This window comes from Geothrix sp. 21YS21S-2 (assembly GCF_030846775.1).
Classification (GTDB): Bacteria; Acidobacteriota; Holophagae; order Holophagales; family Holophagaceae; genus Mesoterricola.
The window spans coordinates 4,519,062-4,538,877 of the sequence record NZ_CP132910.1 but is presented as its reverse complement, the minus strand read 5'-3'; the positions used below and the strand labels follow the sequence as shown (position 1 = coordinate 4,538,877).

The window sequence follows — 19,816 nt, the reverse complement described above, 5'->3', positions numbered from 1 at the left end:
CTGAATCTCTGGTGCCCATGGTCCGCCATCTCCTCAACCTCATCGCCCTGCTCGCCCTCGTCCTTTCGGGGCCGGCCCAGGGCCTGCTGGTTGCCGGCGCGCCGCCCGCCGCCTGTTGCTGCTGCGGCGGAGAAGCCCAGGACCCGAGTCCCTGCGGCATGCCCAAGGTCCCCTGCGCCCCCCGCTGCCCCACCGGGGCCTCCCAGTCCACCGTGGCGCCCGCCGCCCTGGTGTCCCGGGTCCGCACCGCGCAGATCCGGAAGGCCGCGCCCCGCAAGGAACCCGCGCCCTGGCCCGCCGTCGCCGCCCGCCCCGAAGGCCGGACCGCCTTCCTGGAGGCGGCGCCCGCCCACGCCCCGCCCCTTCCCACCCGCCGGGATCCCCAGGCACAACTCAGCCAATTCCGTATCTGAGACGCGTTCGCTTGTCGTAGGCTTCATCACGAGCACGCAGTCCCAGCATACGGAGTTCTCCATGCGCATGGCGCCCATTCTGGCCCTAGGCCTCCTCCCCGCGGCGTGCCTGGCCCAGGCACCCGAAGACCCCCAGCTCTCGGCCCTCGTCCAGGAGGCCCTCGCCCGCAACCCTGACGCGGCCCGCTCCCGGGCCATGGCCCAGGCCGAAGCGGAACGCATCCCCCAGGCGGGGGCCCTTCCCGACCCGGTCCTCTCCCTCGGCATCCAGAACGACGGGTTCAAGAAGATCCAGGTCGGCCAGATGGAGAGCAGCTACTACTCGATCATGGTCACCCAGCCCCTGCTCTGGCCCGGCAAGCGGGGCCTGCGCGGGGACATCGCCCGCATGGGCTCCCAGGCGGCCATGGAGTCCTCGAGCCGCGTGCGGCTCACCCTGGAGGCCGACGTGCGCCGGGGCTACGTGGCCCTGCTCCTCGCCCGGAGCCAGCTCCGGCTCCTGGACGAACAGGCCCTCTTCCTCCGCCAGGCCGAGGCCACGGCCCGGTCGCGCTACGAGGTGGGCCAGGGGTCCCAGGCGGACCTGCTGCGGGCCCAGCTGGAGCGCACGCGGCTGGAACAGTCCCGGCTCGACCTCCAGTCCGAGGAGCGCGGCACCCTGGCCTCCCTGAACCGGCTGCGCGCCCTGCCCCCCGACGCTCCGCTGCCCACGGAGCGCACCCTGGAGCAGCTGCCCGAGCCCCCCGCGATCGACGTACCGGAGGCCGCGGCCAGCGCCCGGAACCTCAGCCCCGAGCTGAAGGCGGCGCGCATCGGCGTGACCCAGGCCGGGAAGTCCCTGGAGCTGGCCCACCTGGACCGGCGCCCGGACTTCGCCTTGAGCGCGGGCTACATGCCCAGGGGCGGCCTCGATCCCATGTGGACCGCCAGCGTCTCCATCTCCCTCCCCGTGTGGCAGAAGCGCAAGCAGTCCCAGGCCATCGCCGAGCAGGAGCACCGCCGGAAGGCTTCGGGCTCCGAGGTGGAGAGCCTCGAGGCCCTGCTGGGCCAGCGCGTCCAGGAGCGGGCCGCCCAGATGGACGCGGCCCTGGGCGTCATCCGGCTCTACCGGAGCGGACTCCTGGTGCAGAGCGAGACCAGCTTTCGCGCGACCCTCTCCCAGTACGAGGTGGGCAAGGTGCCCTTCCTGTCGGTGCTGGAGGCCCTCAACGGCTGGATCGCCGACCAGAGCGGGCTCCTCCAGGCCCAGGCCCGGGCCCAGGCCATCCACATCGCCCACCGCGAACTGAACCTGGGCTCCGCTCCCCCCATCGGCGCCACGTCCCTGGGCGGCACGGCCCTGGGCGGCGGCGGGGGGGCTTCCGCGTCCGCAGGCGCCCGGAAGGGCGCTGCGGCGGGGACCCCGAGCGAATCGTCATCCATGAAATCCATGTAGAGAGAACGCCATGAGCCCCACCACCTCCTCCCTTCCCCGCACCGCAGCCCTCATGCTCCTGGCCCTGGCCGCGGGCGTGGGCGGCACGCTCCTCCTCCGGCCCCACCCCAAGGAGGCCGCCCGCCAGGAACCCAAGAAGGTCATGTACCAGTGCCCCATGCATCCCCAGATCATCCAGGACCACCCGGGGGACTGCCCCCTGTGCGGCATGGCCCTGGTGGCCATGGACGGTTCCGGCGCCTCCGGCCATGACGGCCCCGAAGGCCATTCCACCGTCACCATCGACCTGGAGCGCCAGCAGCTCATCGGACTCACGACCACCCCCGTGACGGAAGGCGCGGTGGGCGGCGAGATCCGCACCACCGCGCGCATCGCCCCGGACGAGACGCGGATCCGCCACATGCACGTCAAGGTGGACGGCTACGTGGAAAAGCTGTTCGTGGACTTCGTGGGCATGCCGGTGGCCAAGGGCCAGCCGCTGTTCACCTTCTACAGCCCCGACTTCGTCTCGGCCCAGAAGGAGTATCTCCTGGCCCTGCGCACGCGCAAGGCCCTCAAGGGCGGTGAGCGCGAGGACAGCGGCCAGGATCTCCTGGATTCCGCCCGGCGCCGCATGGCCCTTTGGGACGTGGCCCCGGCCGAGCTGGACGAGCTGGAGCGCTCCGGCGAGGCCAGGAAGTCCCTCACCCTGCGCTCCCCCATCGCCGGCGTGGTCACCGCCAAGACGGCGGTGGAGGGCAATCGCCTGACCCCCGCGGACATCCCGTTCGAGATCACCGACCTGGGCCACCTGTGGGCCATCGCCGACGTCTACGAGCCCGAGCTGCCGCGCCTCAAGGTGGGCATGGCCGCCGCGCTCACCCTCGGAGCCTTCCCCGGGAAGACCTTCACGGGCCGCGTCGCCTTCATCGATCCCCAGGTGGACCCGAAGACGCGCACCACCAAGGCCCGCGTGGAGATCGCCAACCCCTCCGGCCTCCTGAAGCCCGAGATGTACGGCGAGATGGTGATCCGCAGCCAGGCCCGCAAGGGCCTGGTGGTGCCCGTGGACGCGGTGCTGGACGCCGGCACCCGCAAGATCGTCTTCGTGGCCATGGGCGACGGCCGGTTCGAGCCCCGGGAGGTGCAGACGGGGGCGAACCTGGGCGAGTCGGTGGAGGTGCTCTCGGGCGTCAAGGCCGGCGAGAGCGTGGTCAACCGCGCGAACTTCCTCGTGGATTCCGAGTCCCGCCTGAAGGCGGCCCTCTCTCACATGGCGCACGGCGCCGGAAAGAGCTGAGGCGGCCATGATCCAGCGAATCATCCGGTTCTCCGCGGAGAACAAGTTCCTGGTGCTGGCGGCGGGCCTCGTCGCCCTCGTCCTGTCCTTCTGGGCCATGCGCACCATCCCCCTGGACGCCCTGCCGGACCTCTCCGACACCCAGGTGATCGTGTACTCCAAGTGGGACCGCAGTCCCGACCAGGTGGAGGACCAGGTCACCTACCCCATCGTCACCAGCCTTCTGGGGGCCCCCAAGGTCAAGGCCGTGCGCGGGCTCTCGGATTTCGGCTTCAGCTACGTGTACGTCATCTTCGAGGACGGCACCGACATCTACTGGGCGCGCTCGCGCGTCCTGGAATACCTCAGCAAGATCACCGCCAGCCTGCCCCAGGGCGTCAAGACCGAGCTGGGCCCGGACGCCACGGCCGTGGGGTGGGTGTACCAGTACGCCCTCGTGGACAAGAGCGGCCGGCACAGCACCGACGAACTGCGGTCCACGCAGGACTGGTTCATCCGGTACGCCCTGCAGGCCGTCCCCGGCGTGGCCGAAGTGGCCACCGTGGGCGGCCAGGCCCGCCAGTTCCAGGTGAGCCTCAATCCCAACAAGATGGCCACCTACCGCATCACCATCGACAAGGTCATCGCGGCGGTGAAGGCCGCCAACAACGAGGGCGGCGGGCGCCTGGTGGAGTTCAGCGGCCGGGAGTACATGGTGCGCGGACGGGGCTACGCCCGCACCACCAGGGACCTGGAGAGCGCCGTGCTCAAGGTCGAGGGGGGCACACCCGTGCGCCTCTCGGACGTGGCCACCGTCAGCCTGGGTCCCGAGATGCGCCGCGGCCTGGCGGACCTGGACGGCCAGGGCGACGTGGTGGGCGGCATCGTCGTCATGCGCCAGGGCGAGAACGCCCTGGCCGTCATCGGCAGGGTGAAGGACAAGCTCAAGGAGCTCAAGTCCTCGCTGCCCGCGGGCGTGGAGGTCCTGCCCGTGTACGACCGCTCCACCCTCATCGAGAAGGCCATCGCCACGGTGAAGGACAAGCTGGTGGAGGAGATGATCGTCGTCTCCATCATCATCCTCATCTTCCTCTGGCACATCCCCTCGGCCATCGTGCCCATCGTCACCATCCCCCTGAGCGTGGCCCTGGCCTTCATCCCCATGCTGTTCATGGGCCAGAACGCCAACCTCATGTCCCTGGCCGGCATCGCCATCTCCATCGGCGTGCTGGTGGACGGGGCCATCGTGGAGGTGGAGAACGCCTACAAGAAGCTGGAGCACTGGGTGAGCGGCGGCCGCGTGGGCGACTTCCACAAGGTGCGCCTGGAGGCCCTGCTGGAGGTGGGACCCAGCGTCTTCTTTTCGCTGCTGGTCATCGCCATCGCCTTCATGCCCGTGTTCACCCTGGTGGACCAGGAGGGGCGCCTCTTCCGGCCCCTGGCGTACTCCAAGAACCTGGCCATGGCCATCGCGGCCATCCTGGCCCTGACGGTGGACCCCGCCCTGCGCATGCTCTTCGCCCGCATGGACCCCTTCACCTTCAAGCCGAAGTGGCTGGCCTGGACCGCCACCCAGGCCCTCGTGGGCACCTACTACCCCGAGGAGAAGCACCCCGTCAGCCGCTTCCTCCACCGCATCTACGAGCGGCCCTGCCGCTTCGTGCTGCGCCACGCCAAGGCCACCATCGCCGTGGCCGTGCTCATGGTGGTGGCCACGATCCCCGTGTTCATGCGCCTGGGATCCGAGTTCATGCCCCGCCTGGGGGAGGGCACCCTCCTCTACATGCCCTCCACCCTGCCGGGACTCAGCCAGACCGAGGCCCAGCGCATCCTCCAGGTGCAGGACCGCCTCATCCGCACCGTGCCCGAGGTGGAGCGCGTCTTCGGGAAGGCGGGCAGGGCCGACACCGCCACGGACCCCGCGCCCTTCTCCATGATGGAGACGGTGATCCAGCTCAAGCCCGAGGAGCAGTGGCGGGAGACGAAGCGCTGGTACTCCTCCTGGGCGCCCAACTGGGCCAAGTCCGTCCTGCGGTCCTTCTGGCGCGACCGCATCACCGAGGAGGACATCGTGGCCGACCTGGACCGCGCCGTGCGGCTCCCGGCCATCCCCAACGCCTGGACCATGCCCATCAAGGCCCGCATCGACATGCTCTCCACGGGCATCCGCACCCCGGTGGGCCTGAAGGTCAACGGCGCCGACCTGAAGGTGATCCAGCAGATCGCCGTGGAGGCCGAGGGCATCCTGCGCAACGTGCCGGGCACCCGCAGCGCCCTGGCCGAGCGCACCGCGGAAGGCTACTTCCTGGACTTCGAGCTCAAGCGGGAGGAGCTGGCCCGCTACGGCCTGAGCGTCGAGGAGGCCAACATGATGGTCATGACCGCCATCGGCGGCGACAACCAGACCACCATCTTCGACGGCCGCGCCCGCTACCCCGTGAACGTGCGGTACGCCCGGGACTACCGGGAGAATCCCGCCGCCCTGGGCCGCGTCCTGGTGCCCCTGCCCAACGGTTCCGCGGTGCCCATGGAAGCCATCGCCGACCTCAAGCTGGTGCTGGGCCCCGGCATGATCCGGGACGAGAACGCCATGCTCAACGGCTACGTGCTGGTGGACTTCGACACCTCGAAGACCGACGTGGGCACCTACGTGAAGAACGCCAAGGCCGCCATCGAGAAGGAGCTCAAGCTCCCGGCCGGCTACAGCCTGGACTGGAGCGGCCAGTTCGAGAACATGATCCGGGTGAAGGAGCGCCTGAAGCTCATCGTCCCCATCACGCTCGTCCTCATCTTCGGCCTGCTCTACGCCAACACCAGGAGCGCCTTCAAGGCCTCCCTGGTGATGATGGCCGTGCCGTTCTCCGCCATCGGGGCCTTCTGGCTCATGTGGATCCTGGGCTACAACACGTCGATCGCCGTGTGGGTGGGCCTCATCGCCCTCCTGGGCCTGGACGCCGAGACCGGGGTCTTCATGCTGCTCTTCCTCGACCTCTCCCATGAGGAAGCGAGGAAGGCCGGGCGCCTGAACACCACCGGCGACCTGGTGGAGGCCATCATCCACGGCGCCGTCAAGCGCGTGCGCCCCAAGGCCATGACCGTCTTCGCCGCCTTCATCGGCCTCTTGCCCATCATGTGGTCCACGGGCACCGGCGCCGACGTGATGAAGCGGATCGCGGCGCCGATGGTGGGAGGCCTGGCGACGAGCTTCCTTCTCGAACTGCTGGTATACCCCGCCGTCTACTACCTGTGGAAGAAGAAGGAAGTGTCCGAAGGCCCCGAATCTCCACTGGCAGTCTAGAGCGGGGATTACCTGTTCTTCATCCTTCCTTCATCCCCGTCCAGTCGGGTAGGCCGGGGAGCTTGCGCCCCCGGCCCCCCTCAGATCCGGACGTGCGGGACTACCGCATCCGGCTCCTCGTCACGGTCGCTGAGGACGTAGTTTCGATGCGTAACTGATGGCTGGGGCCAGTGGGAACCGAGCCAGAAGCTTGTTCATGCGATCCCAGGTCATGCGGGCCCGCTGGGACCTCCGGTTGAGCCATCCACGCCACCTTCGCCCAACTTCATAGCGGAAGTGCGCCAGGGCCCTGGAGTTCCCCGTGATCCCGTAATACCTGAAGTGACCGACCAGTTTCTGGTTGATCGTCCGCCATTGCTCGCGCACCGGGAGGTGGCGGTGTTTGGCCATCCACTCCCCGATCTTCGTGAGCGCCCGACTCATCCGGCTCTTCGCGGTCTTCCGCTTCACCACCCACCGGCCGTTCTTGGCCGTGGCCCAGTAGTGGGTGAATCCCAGGAAGTCGAAGTGGCCTGGTCCCCCATTGGGGTCCCTGGGCTCCCTCGGCTTCCAGAACTCCACCAGCCGGGTCTTATCCGGGTGGATCGTCAGGCCATACCGCTCGAACCGCTTGGGCAGGACTTCCATAACCCGCTTGGCATCCTCCTCCTGGGCAAAGCCCATCACGAAGTCGTCCGCGTAGCGCACCAGGAAGGCCCGACCCCGGAGTCGGGGCTTGACCTCCCTTTCAAACCACACGTCCAGCACCTCGTGGAGGTAGATGTTGGCGAGCATCGGACTGACCACCCCGCCCTGGGGCGAGCCGGTTTCCGGGTGCGTGATGCATCCTTTCTCCAGCACGCCCGCGTTGAGCCATTTGCCGATCAGGCGCCTCAGAACGCCGTCCTTCATCCGCAGGTCAAGGATTTCCCGCAGCTTCCCGTGGTCCAAAGTATCGAAATACTTACGGATATCCACGTCAAGCACCCAGCCTCCCCCCATGTCCATCAACCCCTGCCAAATCGCCTCCAGCGCCATGTGCGCGGAGCGCCCGGGCCTGAACCCGTAGGAGCAGTCCAGGAAGTCCTGCTCATAGAGCGGTTCCATCACCATCACCACGGCCCTTTGCAGGACCTTGTCTTCGAAGGCGGGAATGCCCAGGGGGCGTTGGCTGCCATCCCCTTTCGGGATGTAGGTTCTCCGGACTGGAGGGGCCTTGTAGGTGTCGCCGTTCTTAGCCCGGTTCAGGAGGCTCTGGAGGTTGGACTCCAGGTTTTCCCCGTATTCCTTGCCCGTCACGCCGTCCACCCCGGTCGCCCCATCCTTGCGGGTGCGCCCGAAGGCTTCCTTCATCCAGTCCAGGTCCATGTGGTAGGCCAAGGAGGTGAAAGCCACCTCCGGGTGGATCCTGGCCAGTTCTGCGATCCGTTGTTGTTTCGTGGAGACGCTGTTGGATGTCATTGCACCCATTATCTTTCCCTTCAACGGTTCCGTGATCCGGCAGCTCCTTGGCTCCAGCGGGTCCCGGCGGCCCGGTTCCCCGCGATCATCGCTACTATGAGCTGCTCCGACTTCCGGCCACCCCTCCCGCGCTCCTTCGTTTCCTTCAGTTTGCGGTACCGCCCTGTGCCGGCTGTTCGCTCCCGCCGGGGGCGGCACCCCCCGGCGAGCCTGGGTTCGTTTTACGTGGCTTCCCTCACCACTGGGTTGTTGGCGGAGATGGCTGGATCTCCCAGGTTCCTGGGGAACCCCTGTGCACGTGCCCTGCTCTATGACCCCGGTGGGACCCTACGGTCAGGCCCTTGCGACCTTCGGGTGCTGTCTTCCGATCGGAGAACGGCGTCGACTCCCACGGTTGGATGCTTTCGGGGCTCCATCACACGGCCCATGCACTCCCTGTCTACGCTTCACGAGGTCGGTCGCCCTTCCCCACGCAAGACTCGGTTCCGGCTGCTGGCCAGCTTTGCCGGGCGGGGCTTGCTGCCTCCCCGCTGGGCTCCATTGCGAGGTTTCAGTCTGTCTTAGGTCATCCATCCTCCTCGCCCAGGCTTGGCCTGGCGCACTCCCCGTTCATCCCCGGCAAATCAAGCGCTTGTTTCGCCGGGGATGAACGGGGATGGACGGGGATGAAAGCAGGATGAAAAGCAGTCATCCTCGACTTCTCCGGCTACTGCTCCACCAGGATCGCCTCCACCAGCCTCGCGATGGAGGCCACGCTGCGCAGGCGCTCCAGGTGGATCTGGGCCAGCCGCGTGCCCGCGGCCAGGACCAGGGCCCCCTCGGGGGTGCAGAGGTCCTCGACCAGGCACATGCCGGGCGTCAGCTCCCGGATGGCCACGAGCCTGCGGCCGGGGTCCGCGCCCTCGGCGGCCGGCGGCTGAACCTGCAGGAGCTCCTCCAGCACGCCCAGGACCCGCGGGTCGTAGGCGCCCTTGGCCAGCTTGAGCTGCTCCAGCACGACCGTCTTCGACCGGCGCAGGCGGAGGCCCTCCAGGAAGTCCGTCAGCACGCGCAGGATCCGCGACTCCAGCGGGATCTCCTCGCCGCGGACCCCGTCCTCGGGGTAGCCGGCGCCGTCGAAGTTCTTGGTCGCGTACCGGATGATCCGGGCCACGGGCTGCAGGCGGGGGATGTTCCCCACGATGCGGGCCCCGCTCTCGGGTATCCGCACGAATACGGCCTGTTCGGCCGGGGTGAGGGGCTCCGACCAGTTCAGCTTGGACTGGATCGGCAGGGGCAGGGCCATGCGCCCCACCGGCGCGAGCAGGGCCGCCAGGCCCAGGTCCCAGGGGGACGGGATGCCCAGCTTCCCGGCGATCCTCAGGGCGTACTCGCGGGTCTCCTGGGCCTGGCCGAAGGCCTTGGGATCGAACACCGACAGCAGGTCCACCAGCACCTGCACGCTGCCGGCGAGGGTCTCCTCGAGGAGGACCCGGCTGGAGCAGAGCAGGTCGTACTGGCGCACGCCGGCCTCCAGCACCGCGGCCACGGCCCGGTTGTCGCAGGGCTTGGTGAGGAAGCGGAAGACGTTGCCGCTGTTCAGGGCCTCCACGGCGGTCAGCTGGTCCTCCTGGCCCGTGAGCATGATCCGGGTGGAGTCGGGGGACAGGGACTGGACCTCCTGCAGAAGCTCGACGCCGTCCATCCCGGGCATCCGCATGTCGCAGACGATGGCCGCGAAGGGGGGGGAATCCATGATGAGGTCCAGGGCCTCGTGGCCGGACCCGGCCACGGTCACCTCGTACAGGTCCCGGAAGGTCCTTTCCATGGCCTTCAGGTGGAGAAGGTTGTCGTCCACGAACAGGACCCTAGCTGGCATGGGATTCCCCTTTTTCGGCATTCGCGTGGTGCATGGCCGCAAGGATGCGGGAGACCGTGGCCAGGCCCTCCATGGACTCGGCCAGGACCTTCGGGAGCTCGTCATGCAGGAAGGGCAGGTCCAGTTCGCCCTCCACCCGGAGCAGGTGCTCGGCGACCTCCCGGGGATAGGCCCCCATGGCCGCATGGTGGGCCTCCAGGATCCGGGAGAGCCGGCGGCACCCGTGTTGAAGGAAGCTCAGATTGAGGGCCAGGTACTGGATGGGCGTGTTCATCTCGTGGAGGAACTCCCCCAGCTGGGAGTCGGCCTCGCTGGTGTCCGGGGGGGTCGTTCGTTCCTGCTCGGCCATGTGCCTCCGGGTTCCGGACCCTTCGGGTCCCGTCCCTGGAGAAAACCTACGCCCACGGCCGAATGATGACCATAGGGTAGATTACCTACACCAGCTGGGCCTTGATCGCGAGCCGCGCCAGGGCGGTGGCGTTGTGCAGGTCCAGCTTGCGCATCAGGTTGGTGCGGTGGACATCCACGGTGCGGGGGCTGATGCCCAGCTCGGCGGCGATCTCCTTGGTGACCAGGCCGCGGCCGATGTTGACGAGCACCTCGGTCTCGCGCTCGGTCAGGAGCCCCGCCAGCTGCTCCCGGGAAACCTGGGCCTCCCGCGTCAGGAGGGGAACCATCTCCTTCCGGCGGAGCCGCCCGCCGATGGCCGCCAAAAGCTCGGACGGCGTGAAGGGCTTGGTGAGGTAGTCATCGGCCCCGGCAATCATTCCTGCCCGCATGCTCTCCCGGTCGTCCAGGGAGGTCATGAAGATCACCGTCGTGTCCGTCAGGAGGGGGTCGGCCCGCACCTCGCCCAGCAGGGCCATCCCGTCCATGCCCGGCATGCGGATATCCGTGACCAGCACGTCGAAGGCCTGGAGCCTCAGCTGCTCGAGGGCCTCCGAAGCCGACCGGGCCATGACCACTTCCCACTCCGGCTGCTCCAGCCTGAAGGAGCGCTGGAGGGCCAGGAGGAGGATGGGCTCATCATCGACAATCAGGATTCGCATGGGGCTCAGGGGAGAATTGAATAACCCAATGATACGCCCGAACCTTCGTCACTCACCAGGGATTCAGAGTTCGAGGGTGATGCCCTGGGCCAACTCGACCTTCCCGCTGAAGTTGATCGCGCTCGTCTGCCTGCGCATGTAGGCCTTCCACGCGTCGGAGCCGCTTTCGCGCCCACCGCCGGTCTCCTTCTCCCCGCCGAAGGCGCCCCCGATCTCGGCGCCGCTGGTGCCGGTGTTCACGTTGGCGATGCCGCAGTCGCTGCCGGCGGCGGACAGGAAGAGCTCGGACTCCCGCATGTCGTTGGTGATGATGGCGCTGGACAGGCCCTGGGGGACGTCGTTCTGGATGGCGATGGCCTCCTCGATGGTCGAGTACCGGGTGAGGTAGAGCACCGGGGCGAAGGTCTCCTCCCGGGTCATGGGCAGTTCCGCGGGCACCTCGGCGAGGCAGGGGGTGATGTAGCACCCGCCGGGGAGGGGCAGGCGCTCGCCGCCGGCCAGGATGGTGCCGCCCTGGGCCTTGATGGTCCCGATGGCCTCCAGCATGGTGGCCACCGCGCCGCCGTCCACCAGGGGGCCCATGAGGTTGTTGGCGTCCCTCGGGTCGCCGATGCGGGTCTTGGCGTACATGTCCTTGAGCCTGGCCACGAACCCGTCGTAGATGGACTCGTGGACGATCACGCGCCGGGTGGAGGTGCAGCGCTGGCCCGAGGTGCCGATGGCGCCGAAGTAGACCGAGGTCAGGGCCGTCTCCAGATCCCCCTTCTCGCTGACGATCACGGCGCCGTTGCCGCCCAGTTCGAGGATGTGGCGGCCGAAGCGCTCCTGCACCAGCCTGCCCACGTGGCGCCCGCCGGGAACCGAGCCCGTGTAGGACACCAGGGCCACCCGGGGGTCGGTGTTGATGAGGTCGCCGATGTCGCTGCCCCTGCCGATGGCCAGGCTGCAGATGGCGGGATCGTAGCCGAACTTGCGCAGGACGCGCTCGGCGATGCGGGTGCAGGCGATGGCGGTCAGGGGCGTCTTGCTGGAGGGCTTCCACAGCACCGTGTCGCCGCACACCAGGGCGATGGCGGTGTTCCAGCTCCACACGGCCACGGGGAAGTTGAAGGCGGTGATCACGCCCACGACGCCCAGGGGGAGCCACTGCTCCTGCAGGCGGTGCATGCGGCGCTCGCTGGGCATGGTCAGGCCGTAGAGCTGCCGGGACAGGCCCACCGCCAGGTCGCAGATGTCGATCATCTCCTGGACCTCGCCCAGGCCCTCCCGCAGCGTCTTGCCCATCTCCAGGGTGACCAGCTCGGCCAGGGCCTCCTTGTTGCGGCGCAGCTCGTCGCCCAGCTCCTTGACCACCTCGCCCCGCTTGGGGGCGGGCACCAGGCGCCAGGACTTCCAGGCCTCGTGGGTCCGGGCCAGCACGGCGTCGAACTCCTCCTTGGTGATGTTGGCCACGGTGGCCAGCGTGGCGCCGTCCACCGGGGAGACGACGTCCTGGTTGCGGCCGCTGCCGATCCATTCCCCGTTGAACCCGCCCAGGTTGTGCTCCGCGATTCCGAGTTTCGCCAGGACCTTCTCCATGACTGCCTGCATGTCGTTCACCTCTGGCCTAGATATATACGCCCATTGAAACTGACACTCAAAATCGTTCTTTTCACGCCAACTATGAGTACAATTCATGGATATGGCCAACCAACTAGACCTGTACCAATTGCGAGCCTTCCACGCCCTGGGCACCACCGGGAGCTTCACCCGGGCCGCCCGGAAGCTGAACCTCACGCAGTCCGCCATCAGCCACGCGGTGGCCAAGCTGGAGGCCGGCGCCGGCACCCTCCTGGTGGACCGCCGGAACCGGGAGCCGCGCCTGACCGAGGATGGGCGGCACCTCTTCCAGGCCTGCGAGGAGGTCTTCGCGACCCTGGAGGCCGCCGCCGAGGGCCTGGGGCTGGCCACGGCGGGGGGGCGCCTGCGCCTGGGGGCCACGGTCGAATTCGGCAGCAGCATCCTCATGCGCCACATGGGCCCCTTCCTTGCGGAGCACCCGGACCTGGAGATCGACTTCACCCTCGCCCACGACCTGCTCACGCCCCTCCTGCGGGACGACCTGGACATCATCATCGACTGCCGGGAGCACCTCCTGCCCGACCTGCAGAAGCTCCCCTGGTTCATCGAGACCTACGTGGTGGCCGCCGCGCCGTCCTTCCTGGCCACCGGCGGGATCGCCTCCCCCGGGGACCTGGGCTCCCGGCCGGTGCTCTCCCTGGACAAGGCGGGCGCCTGGTGGCATCGATTCCTCCTGGCCCTTCCCGAGGAGGGCCGGCCCGACTTCCACCGGATCATCGAGGTCAACCACATCCGGGCCATGATCAACGCCGCCGTGGAGGGCCTCGGGGTCCTGCTGGCCCCCACCTACAGCGTGCTGGGCGAACTGGAGCGGGGGGCGCTCACCGCGGTTCTGCCGGGTGTCCGGCCCCGGGAGGACCGGTTCTTCATCTACCAGAAGAAGCGCCGGGCGGCTCTGGGCCGTCACCGGCTGCTCACCGACTACCTGCGGACCCTCACGCCGCCGGAGTTCTAGTCTTTTTTGCGCAGGAAGGTGGACCCGACCCCCGGTTGGATATAATCACGGCATGAACAAGTCGAGGAAGAACGCCTCCGCCGCCAAAGCAGGAGCCAAATCCCGGCGTCCCATGCACCTGGATGCCCTCCGGGAGCTGGTGGAGCCCGGCTTCCCGGACGCCACGGAGCTCTTCGAGAAGGGCCTCAAGCTGCTGGTGTCCCAGCTGATGGTGGACCGGGCCGTCATCGTCCGGATCACCGACCTGGGCTACGAGACCCTCTGGTGGGCGACCCTGGACGGCTCCGACCTGGACCTCTCCACCTTCGACCCCAACAAGAACTTCTGCCCCCAGGTGCTGGAGCACTCGCCGCGGACGCTGGTGATCCGGGACGCCAAGGAGGACACGGACCTCAAGGGCCACAGCGCCTTCCAGGACATGGCCGTGCGCTCCTACATCGGGGTGCCCCTGCGAAAGGGCGACAAGGTCATCGGCGTGCTGAGCGTCCAGAGCTCCACCCCCCAGAAATACTCCCGCGCCGACATCGTCTTCGTGAGCATGGTGGCCAACCTCCTGGGCAGCGCCATGGAGATCGAGCTCCTCAAGCAGGAGCTCCACATGACGCGGGAGGCCCTGGACCTCACCATGTCCGTGGTGGAGGACAGCGCCCTGGAGGCCCAGGCCACGCGCCTCCCCAGCCGGCGCTACCTCGATATCTGGCTCAAGGCCTACCTCTTCATGGCCCGCAGGCGCTCCGAGCCCATGGCCCTGGTGGCCTGGAAGACCTCGCTGAACCGGGACACACGCAAGGCCCTGCGCGAGATCTCCGACCAGGCCCGCGGCGAGGACCTGCTGGTGGACATGGGCAAGGAGACCTTCCTGCTCCTCCTGCCCCGCACCTCGCTGGACGGCGCGGAATTCCTGGTGCAGCGGGTGCGCGCGAAGTTCGGTCCCATCGCCGTGGGCATCGCCCTGTGGGACCCCGCGGACCCCGCGGACCGCGACGACTTCACGATCCGCGAGGCCCTGCGAAGGGCCATGGATGGCCTCAACCCGGCCCCGGGAGCGCTTGCCTAGATTTTTTTCTCGGCGAACCTCGGCCGCCTCGGCGATGCATTCATTTTCCATGCTCTTGCGGCGCAAAGAATCAATGCGCCGGAGCGTCTTGAAACGGAATGCATCGCCGAGGCGGCCGAGGTTCGCCGAGAAAGGAATGAAAAACGTTCAGTGCTTGCGCTTGCGCTGCATCTCCGCGATCTCGCCCACGGCCGAAACCGCCGCAGCGATGTGCGCGGACGTGTTGAAGGGGCCGATGCCGAAGCGCGCGGCGCCGTGGAGCCTGTCCGTGCCCAGGTGCTCGTGGACCATGGGGGTGCAGTGCAGGCCGGTGCGGCAGGCGATGTTGTAGTCCACGTCCAGCATGGTGCCGGTGTCGGCGGCCTCCAGGCCGTCCACGTTGAAGGTCAGGACGCTGATGCGCTCCTTGCCGGCGTCCTCCTGGCAGTAGAGCGTGACGCCCTCGATGGCCTTCAGGCCGTCCCGCAGCTGGCGCCACAGCTCCATCTCGTGGTGGTGGATGGCCCCGAGGCCGTGGCGGTTCACCCAGTTGACGCCGGCGTTGAGGCCCGCGATGCCGGGGAGGTTGGGGGTGCCGTACTCCATGCGGTAGGGATACTCGTCCAGGTGGTTGCGCTGGGCGCTGCGCACGCCGGTGCCGCCGGCGCGGGTGTGCCGGATCTCCACGCCCTCCCGCACGTACATCCCGCCGATGCCCATGGGGCCCATGAGGCTCTTGTGGCCGGTGAAGCAGACGATGTCCGCCCCCAGCTCGTCCATCTTCACGGGCACCATGCCCGCGGTCTGGCTCACGTCCAGGATGAAGAGGATTCCGCGTTCCCTGCATGCGCGTCCCACCGCCGCGGCGTCCTGCACCGTGCCCAGCACGTTGCTTCCGTGGTTCATGACCACGGCGCGGGTGCCCTTCATCATGCGGGCGATGATCTTCGCGGGATCCACGTAGCCGTCGTCCTCGAAGTCCACCCAGTCCACCTGGGTGCCGGCCTCCTGGAGGTGCCAGAGGGGGCGCAGCGTGGCGTTGTGCTCCAGGTGGGTGGTGATGACGTGGTCCCCTTCGGCGAGGGTGCCGAAGATGGCCAGGTTCAGGGCGTCGGTGGAGTTGTAGCCGAAGACGAGGCGGTTGGGGTCCGTGCCTCCGAAGAAGGCGGTGAGCAGCTTGCGGGTGGTGTCGAGCAGCGTGCCCGCCTCGATGCAGAGGTCGAAACCGCTGCGGCCCGGGTTCACGCCGTAGGTGCGGTAGAAGGTGTCCATGAACTCGTAGACTTCCGGCGGCTTGGGGAAGGACGTCGCCCCGTTGTCGAGGTACGTCAGCCCCCCCGCGGGGGAATGGGCCTGGAAGGGGGAAAGGGTTCCGGTCTGGGTCATGGCTCACCTGTGGGGGGTTCGGTCACCAGTGCGTCGGCCACCATCTCGGCGACCGTCTTGATCTGGACGTTCAGCTTGTATTCCTTGTTCAGTTCCGAGAGCTGGTCGATGCAGTTGTGGCAGGGCGCCACCACGACCTTGGCGCCCGAGTCGCGTATCTGCTGCGCCTTCATGCCGCCCGAGCGCATGCGGCGCTCCTTGTAGGCGCCCATGGCCAGCTGGCCCCCGCCGCCGCCGCAGCAGAAGTTCTCCGCGCGGTTGGGGGTCATTTCGCGGAAACAGGAGACCGTCTTCGCCAGGATGCGCCGCTGCGGCTCGGTGACGCCGCCGTGGCGCACCAGGTTGCAGGGGTCGTGGAGCGTGACGGCCTTGGTGTTCATGCCCGGGTCCACCCGGATGCGGCCCTGCTCCAGGTACTCGTCCATGACCTCTAGGAAGCTGCGCACCTTGAAGGGATAGGCCGCCTGGAGCCACTCGGGCCCCTCCCAGCGGGCGCTGGCGAAGCCGTGGCCGCACTCCCCGATCACCAGGGTCTCGCAGCCCAGGCGCTCCATGGCGTCGACCAGGCTCTGCGTGATCGTCCCGGCTTCCTTGTCGTTGCAGTTGAAGAGGCCGTAATTGGTGAGGTCCCACCCCTCCGAGGCCAGGGTCCAGTCCTCCCCGGCGGCCCAGAACACCTTGGCGCTGGCCTGGAGGGAGAGGGGGAAGAACTTGGGCTCGCGGGGGTTGACGGTGAACAGGATCTTCGCGCCGTGGCGGTCCATGGGCATCTCGGCCAGGGGGTCTCCGGTCTCCGCCCGGAGCTCGTCCTGCAGCCAGTCCACGGTCTCCACCCAGTCCTCCCGGGTGATGGCCATGTTGTTGCCGTGGCGCAGCGAGTTGTCCACGGTGGCCTGCAGGTCCGCGGGCGCCAGGCCCATGGCCGTCAGGGCGGCCCGGGCGGCCTTGAAGACCCGCGGCAGGTTGATGCCCACGGTGCAGTTCAGGGAGCATCGCCCGCACAGGGAGCATCGCCCGTACACCGCGTCCAGCCAGGCCTTGGCCATGGCGTCGTCCAGGGCCGCACCCTGGAGGCCCAGCCTGCCCAGGACCGTGAAGTGCCGGCGGAAGACCTGCGCGACGAGGTCCAGCTTGCGGGCGGGGACGTTCTCCAGCTGCGGGTCCATGCGGTAGTAGTGGCAGCTCTGGGCGCAGAGGCCGCAGTGCACGCAGGCGTTGAGGTGGGCGGCGTCCGCCTCCCCGAGCCGGGCCCGGAAGGCCTGGAGGCCCTTCTCGAGATCGATGGTTTCAACCATGGAGGCGCTCCTGGGCCGCGGGGGGGAAGGTGCCCCGGCGCCCGAAGAAGGCCCCGAGGTGGTAGCGGCTGAGGAAGAAGAAGGCGCAGTGGCGGATCTTGCCCAGGGGGATGTACACCAGCAGGGCCGCGCAGGCCCAGGGCAGGATGCGCGACGTGGCCGGGCCGGCCGCGGCGATGCCGGCGAAGGCCGTCGCCAGGGCATTGGACACGAAGTCGTCGGCGTTGGAGAGCCCGCGCAGGTGGGGCATCACGATCCGCTTCGCCAGCAGCGAGCAGCCCGCAAGCGCCCCCAGGAGGGCCAGGGCCGCCAGGGCCCGGGAGGGGACGAACACCAGGGCGAAGGCCGCCGCGATGCCCAGGTGGTAGGCGATGCCGGCGGCGTACGAACCTGGATTCAGGCGCACGCTCTCCTTCGCCCAGGGCAGCATGGCCCCGGTGAAGGCGTAGCGCACGCCGGCTGCGGGATCGCCCGCGGCAGGGGCGAAGAGCGGCCTGCGTCCGAGGGCCCGGGCCCGCAGCAGCTGGGCCCCCAGCAGGAGGCCGCACCACAGTCCGGCGGGGAGCGCGGGATTCACGGCTACACGCAGCCGTCGGGCTTGGGCAGGCCCGCGAGCTTGCAGGCCCCCCGGGCCGGGCCGCCGGGGAAGAGATCGTAGATCTGCTTGAGGGGCACGCCGGAGCCCTTGCACACCTGGCGCACCATGGGGGCGGCCTCGTGCTCCAGGAAGTGGCCCCGGATGAACCGGATCACGGACCAGTGCTGCTCGTTGAGCGCCTCGAGGCCCTCCTCCTGCCTTGCGAGGGCCAGGGCCAGCTCCTCGTCCCAGACCCCGGGATCCACCAGGAAGCCCTCTTCATTCAGTTCCACCGCGGTTCCCCTGCACGTCACACTGGGCATGGCCTGTCCTCCGGGTTCCATTTTGTGTGCACGTGTCGCATGATTGTATGCATGACAATGTGGGTACCTCATCTCCCGGCCTCGGACCAGCCCGCCTACCTCGCCATCGCCGACGCCATCGGCGACGCGATCCGGCTGGGCCGCCTCAGGCCCGGGGACCAGCTCCCCACCCACCGGCTCCTGGCCGATCTCCTGGGCGTGAACGTGAGCACCGTGAGCCGCGCCTACCGCGAGGCCGCCCGCAGGCGCTACCTGGGGGGCGAGGTGGGCCGGGGCACCTACGTGCTGGGAGTGGCCTCCGAGGCCGCGCTGTTCGCCCTGCAGCAGAAGCCCCTGGGCGGGGTCATCGACCTTTCCGCCAACATCCCCCCCGTGGCCGCGAGCGACCCGGACCTGGCCGCGGCCCTGCGCCGCCTGGACGCGGGGGCCGCGGCGCGGCTCCTGCACTACCCCGGGGCCGGGGACACCCTGGCGCACCTGGACGCCGTCTGCCGGTGGCTGAAACGCCGGTCCGTGGAGACCGCGCCGGGGGACCTCCTGGTGTGCGCCGGCGCCCAGCACGCCATGGACACCGCCATCTCCCTCTTCCCCGACGCCGAGGAGATCGCCTGCGAGAGCCTGGTCTACCCCGGCCTCAAGGCCGCGGCCCGGCACTGGAAGCGGCGCCTGCACGCCCTGGCCATGGACGCCGAGGGCATCCTCCCCAGCGCCTTCGAGGGCGCGTGCCGGGCCGGGATCCGGCTCGCGGTGTTCTCCCCCACGCTCCAGAACCCCACCACCGCCACCCTGGGCCTGGACCGGCGGCGCACCCTGGTGGCCATAGCCAGGAAGTGGGACGTCCTGATCATCGAGGAGGACGTCTACGGGCTGCTCAGCGAGGACGCCCCCCCGGCCCTGGCGGCCCTGGCCCCGGAGCGGGTGGTCTACCTCACGGGGCTCTCCAAGACCGTCGCCCCGGGCCTGCGCCTGGGCTACCTCGCCTTCCCCCGGGACCAGAGGGCCCGCGCCCGGGACGCCGAGCACCACACCAGCTGGTACGTCTCGCCCCTGGCCATGGCCCTGGCCACCCGGTGGATGGAGGACGGCACCGCCTGGCGGCGCCTCGTGGCCCAGCGCAAGGAGCTGGCGGCCCGCCACCGCATCGCCCGGGACCAGCTGGAAGGCCTGGCCTGGCGGGGGGAGCCGCACTGCCCCCACCTCTGGCTCACGGCCCCTCCCGGCGGGTCCGCGGCCTTCGCCCAGGCCGCCGCCGCGGCCGGGGTGGTGGTCGTGCCCGCGGGCGTCTTCGCCTCGGGGCGCCAGAACCCCGACGGGGTGCGCATCTCCCTGGGGGCGGCCACGGACCGGGCGGCGCTGGCCGATGCCCTCGGAAGGCTGGCGGCCCTGGGCGGTCGCCCCTGATCCGGCGGGCTCCGAAGTTCCTTGTCACAGGGCGGCCCCTGGGCGCACCCTAATCCCTAGCGACTGAATCCGCGTATCAAAATAGCCGCATCCCGCGGTTCCGGATACCGGATCCACCTGCAAGGAGACAACATGATCACCAAGCTCATCGGGGCAGCCACCCTCTTCAGCGCAGGCGCCGTCCTCCTCACGGGCACCCCCACCATCGCCGCCACCCGGGTCGCCACCCAGGGGCAGGGCGCCGCGCTCACCGCCGCCGGGTCCTGCGGCGCCGACGCCAAGAAGGACGATGCCGCCAAGGGGAAGAAGGAGGAAGGCGCCAAGGCCAAGAAGGACGGCTCCTGCGGCAAGGACAAGAAGGCCAAGAAGGACGGCTCCTGCGGCAAGGACGGCTCCTGCGGCAAGGACGGTTCCTGCGGCAAGGACAAGAAGGAGAAGAAGGACCCCGCCCCGGCGAAGCCCTAGGCCCGCC

17 protein-coding genes are annotated in these 19,816 nt (G+C 68.9%); 8 read left to right on the top strand and 9 right to left on the bottom strand.

The window, feature by feature from the left end; all coding sequences use genetic code 11:
- Positions 1–17 precede the first annotated feature (17 nt).
- The 4 genes from RAH40_RS20025 to RAH40_RS20010 all read left to right on the top strand — a co-directional run bounded on the left by RAH40_RS20025 (position 18) and on the right by RAH40_RS20010 (position 6,404).
- Positions 18–413 (top strand): hypothetical protein, encoded by a 396-nt coding sequence (locus tag RAH40_RS20025; RefSeq protein ID WP_306599398.1) that lies wholly within the window; start codon positions 18–20, stop codon positions 411–413.
- 61 nt (positions 414–474) lie between these two features.
- On the top strand, positions 475–1,848 hold the full coding sequence (locus tag RAH40_RS20020) for a TolC family protein (protein ID WP_306599397.1): 1,374 nt from the start codon (positions 475–477) through the stop codon (positions 1,846–1,848).
- 10 nt (positions 1,849–1,858) lie between these two features.
- Entirely contained in the window at positions 1,859–3,127 is a 1,269-nt protein-coding gene (locus RAH40_RS20015; protein ID WP_306599396.1) for an efflux RND transporter periplasmic adaptor subunit, read from the top strand.
- Positions 3,128–3,134: 7 nt separating this feature from the next.
- Positions 3,135–6,404 carry an efflux RND transporter permease subunit gene (locus tag RAH40_RS20010; RefSeq protein WP_306599395.1) on the top strand — a complete coding sequence of 1,090 codons (3,270 nt, stop codon included), beginning with the start codon at positions 3,135–3,137 and terminating at the stop codon, positions 6,402–6,404.
- Between the two features lie 120 nt (positions 6,405–6,524).
- Here the strand turns inward: RAH40_RS20010 and ltrA are convergent, their stop codons facing one another.
- The 5 genes from ltrA to RAH40_RS19985 all read right to left on the bottom strand — a co-directional run bounded on the left by ltrA (position 6,525) and on the right by RAH40_RS19985 (position 12,341).
- Entirely contained in the window at positions 6,525–7,844 is a 1,320-nt protein-coding gene (ltrA, locus tag RAH40_RS20005) for a group II intron reverse transcriptase/maturase (RefSeq protein WP_306597942.1), read from the bottom strand.
- Between the two features lie 706 nt (positions 7,845–8,550).
- A complete protein-coding gene (locus RAH40_RS20000) occupies positions 8,551–9,702 on the bottom strand; it encodes an HD domain-containing phosphohydrolase (protein WP_306599394.1) in 1,152 nt (383 codons plus the stop codon).
- Complete coding sequence (locus RAH40_RS19995; RefSeq protein ID WP_306599393.1) at positions 9,692–10,051, bottom strand: hypothetical protein; 360 nt, start codon at positions 10,049–10,051, stop codon at positions 9,692–9,694. Before RAH40_RS19995 ends, RAH40_RS20000 begins: the two co-directional genes overlap by 11 nt.
- A gap of 85 nt (positions 10,052–10,136) precedes the next feature.
- On the bottom strand, positions 10,137–10,751 hold the full coding sequence (locus RAH40_RS19990; protein ID WP_306599392.1) for a response regulator transcription factor: 615 nt from the start codon (positions 10,749–10,751) through the stop codon (positions 10,137–10,139).
- A gap of 63 nt (positions 10,752–10,814) precedes the next feature.
- A complete protein-coding gene (locus RAH40_RS19985) occupies positions 10,815–12,341 on the bottom strand; it encodes an aldehyde dehydrogenase family protein (RefSeq protein WP_306599391.1) in 1,527 nt (508 codons plus the stop codon).
- A gap of 91 nt (positions 12,342–12,432) precedes the next feature.
- Here RAH40_RS19985 and RAH40_RS19980 point away from each other — a divergent pair, with 91 nt between their 5' ends.
- Positions 12,433–13,326, top strand: a complete 894-nt coding sequence (locus RAH40_RS19980) for a LysR family transcriptional regulator (protein ID WP_306599390.1) — start codon at positions 12,433–12,435, stop codon at positions 13,324–13,326.
- A 52-nt stretch (positions 13,327–13,378) separates the two neighbouring features.
- Positions 13,379–14,383: a GAF domain-containing protein gene (locus RAH40_RS19975; protein WP_306599389.1), complete on the top strand. Its 1,005-nt coding sequence runs from the start codon at positions 13,379–13,381 to the stop codon at positions 14,381–14,383.
- A 147-nt stretch (positions 14,384–14,530) separates the two neighbouring features.
- On the opposite strand, the gene RAH40_RS19970 is transcribed toward RAH40_RS19975, so the two are convergent.
- The 4 genes from RAH40_RS19970 to RAH40_RS19955 are packed head-to-tail and all read right to left on the bottom strand — an operon-like array spanning position 14,531 to position 17,943.
- A complete protein-coding gene (locus RAH40_RS19970) occupies positions 14,531–15,748 on the bottom strand; it encodes an aminotransferase class V-fold PLP-dependent enzyme (RefSeq protein WP_306599388.1) in 1,218 nt (405 codons plus the stop codon).
- A complete protein-coding gene (locus RAH40_RS19965) occupies positions 15,745–17,043 on the bottom strand; it encodes a (Fe-S)-binding protein (protein WP_306599387.1) in 1,299 nt (432 codons plus the stop codon). Before RAH40_RS19965 ends, RAH40_RS19970 begins: the two co-directional genes overlap by 4 nt.
- Positions 17,036–17,620 carry a hypothetical protein gene (locus RAH40_RS19960; RefSeq protein WP_306599386.1) on the bottom strand — a complete coding sequence of 195 codons (585 nt, stop codon included), beginning with the start codon at positions 17,618–17,620 and terminating at the stop codon, positions 17,036–17,038. Before RAH40_RS19960 ends, RAH40_RS19965 begins: the two co-directional genes overlap by 8 nt.
- Before the next feature lie 2 nt (positions 17,621–17,622).
- Positions 17,623–17,943: a TusE/DsrC/DsvC family sulfur relay protein gene (locus RAH40_RS19955; protein WP_306599385.1), complete on the bottom strand. Its 321-nt coding sequence runs from the start codon at positions 17,941–17,943 to the stop codon at positions 17,623–17,625.
- Between the two features lie 51 nt (positions 17,944–17,994).
- Here RAH40_RS19955 and RAH40_RS19950 point away from each other — a divergent pair, with 51 nt between their 5' ends.
- Positions 17,995–19,344 carry a PLP-dependent aminotransferase family protein gene (locus RAH40_RS19950; RefSeq protein WP_306599384.1) on the top strand — a complete coding sequence of 450 codons (1,350 nt, stop codon included), beginning with the start codon at positions 17,995–17,997 and terminating at the stop codon, positions 19,342–19,344.
- Positions 19,345–19,476: 132 nt separating this feature from the next.
- Entirely contained in the window at positions 19,477–19,809 is a 333-nt protein-coding gene (locus RAH40_RS19945; protein ID WP_306599383.1) for a hypothetical protein, read from the top strand.
- Positions 19,810–19,816: the final 7 nt, after the last annotated feature.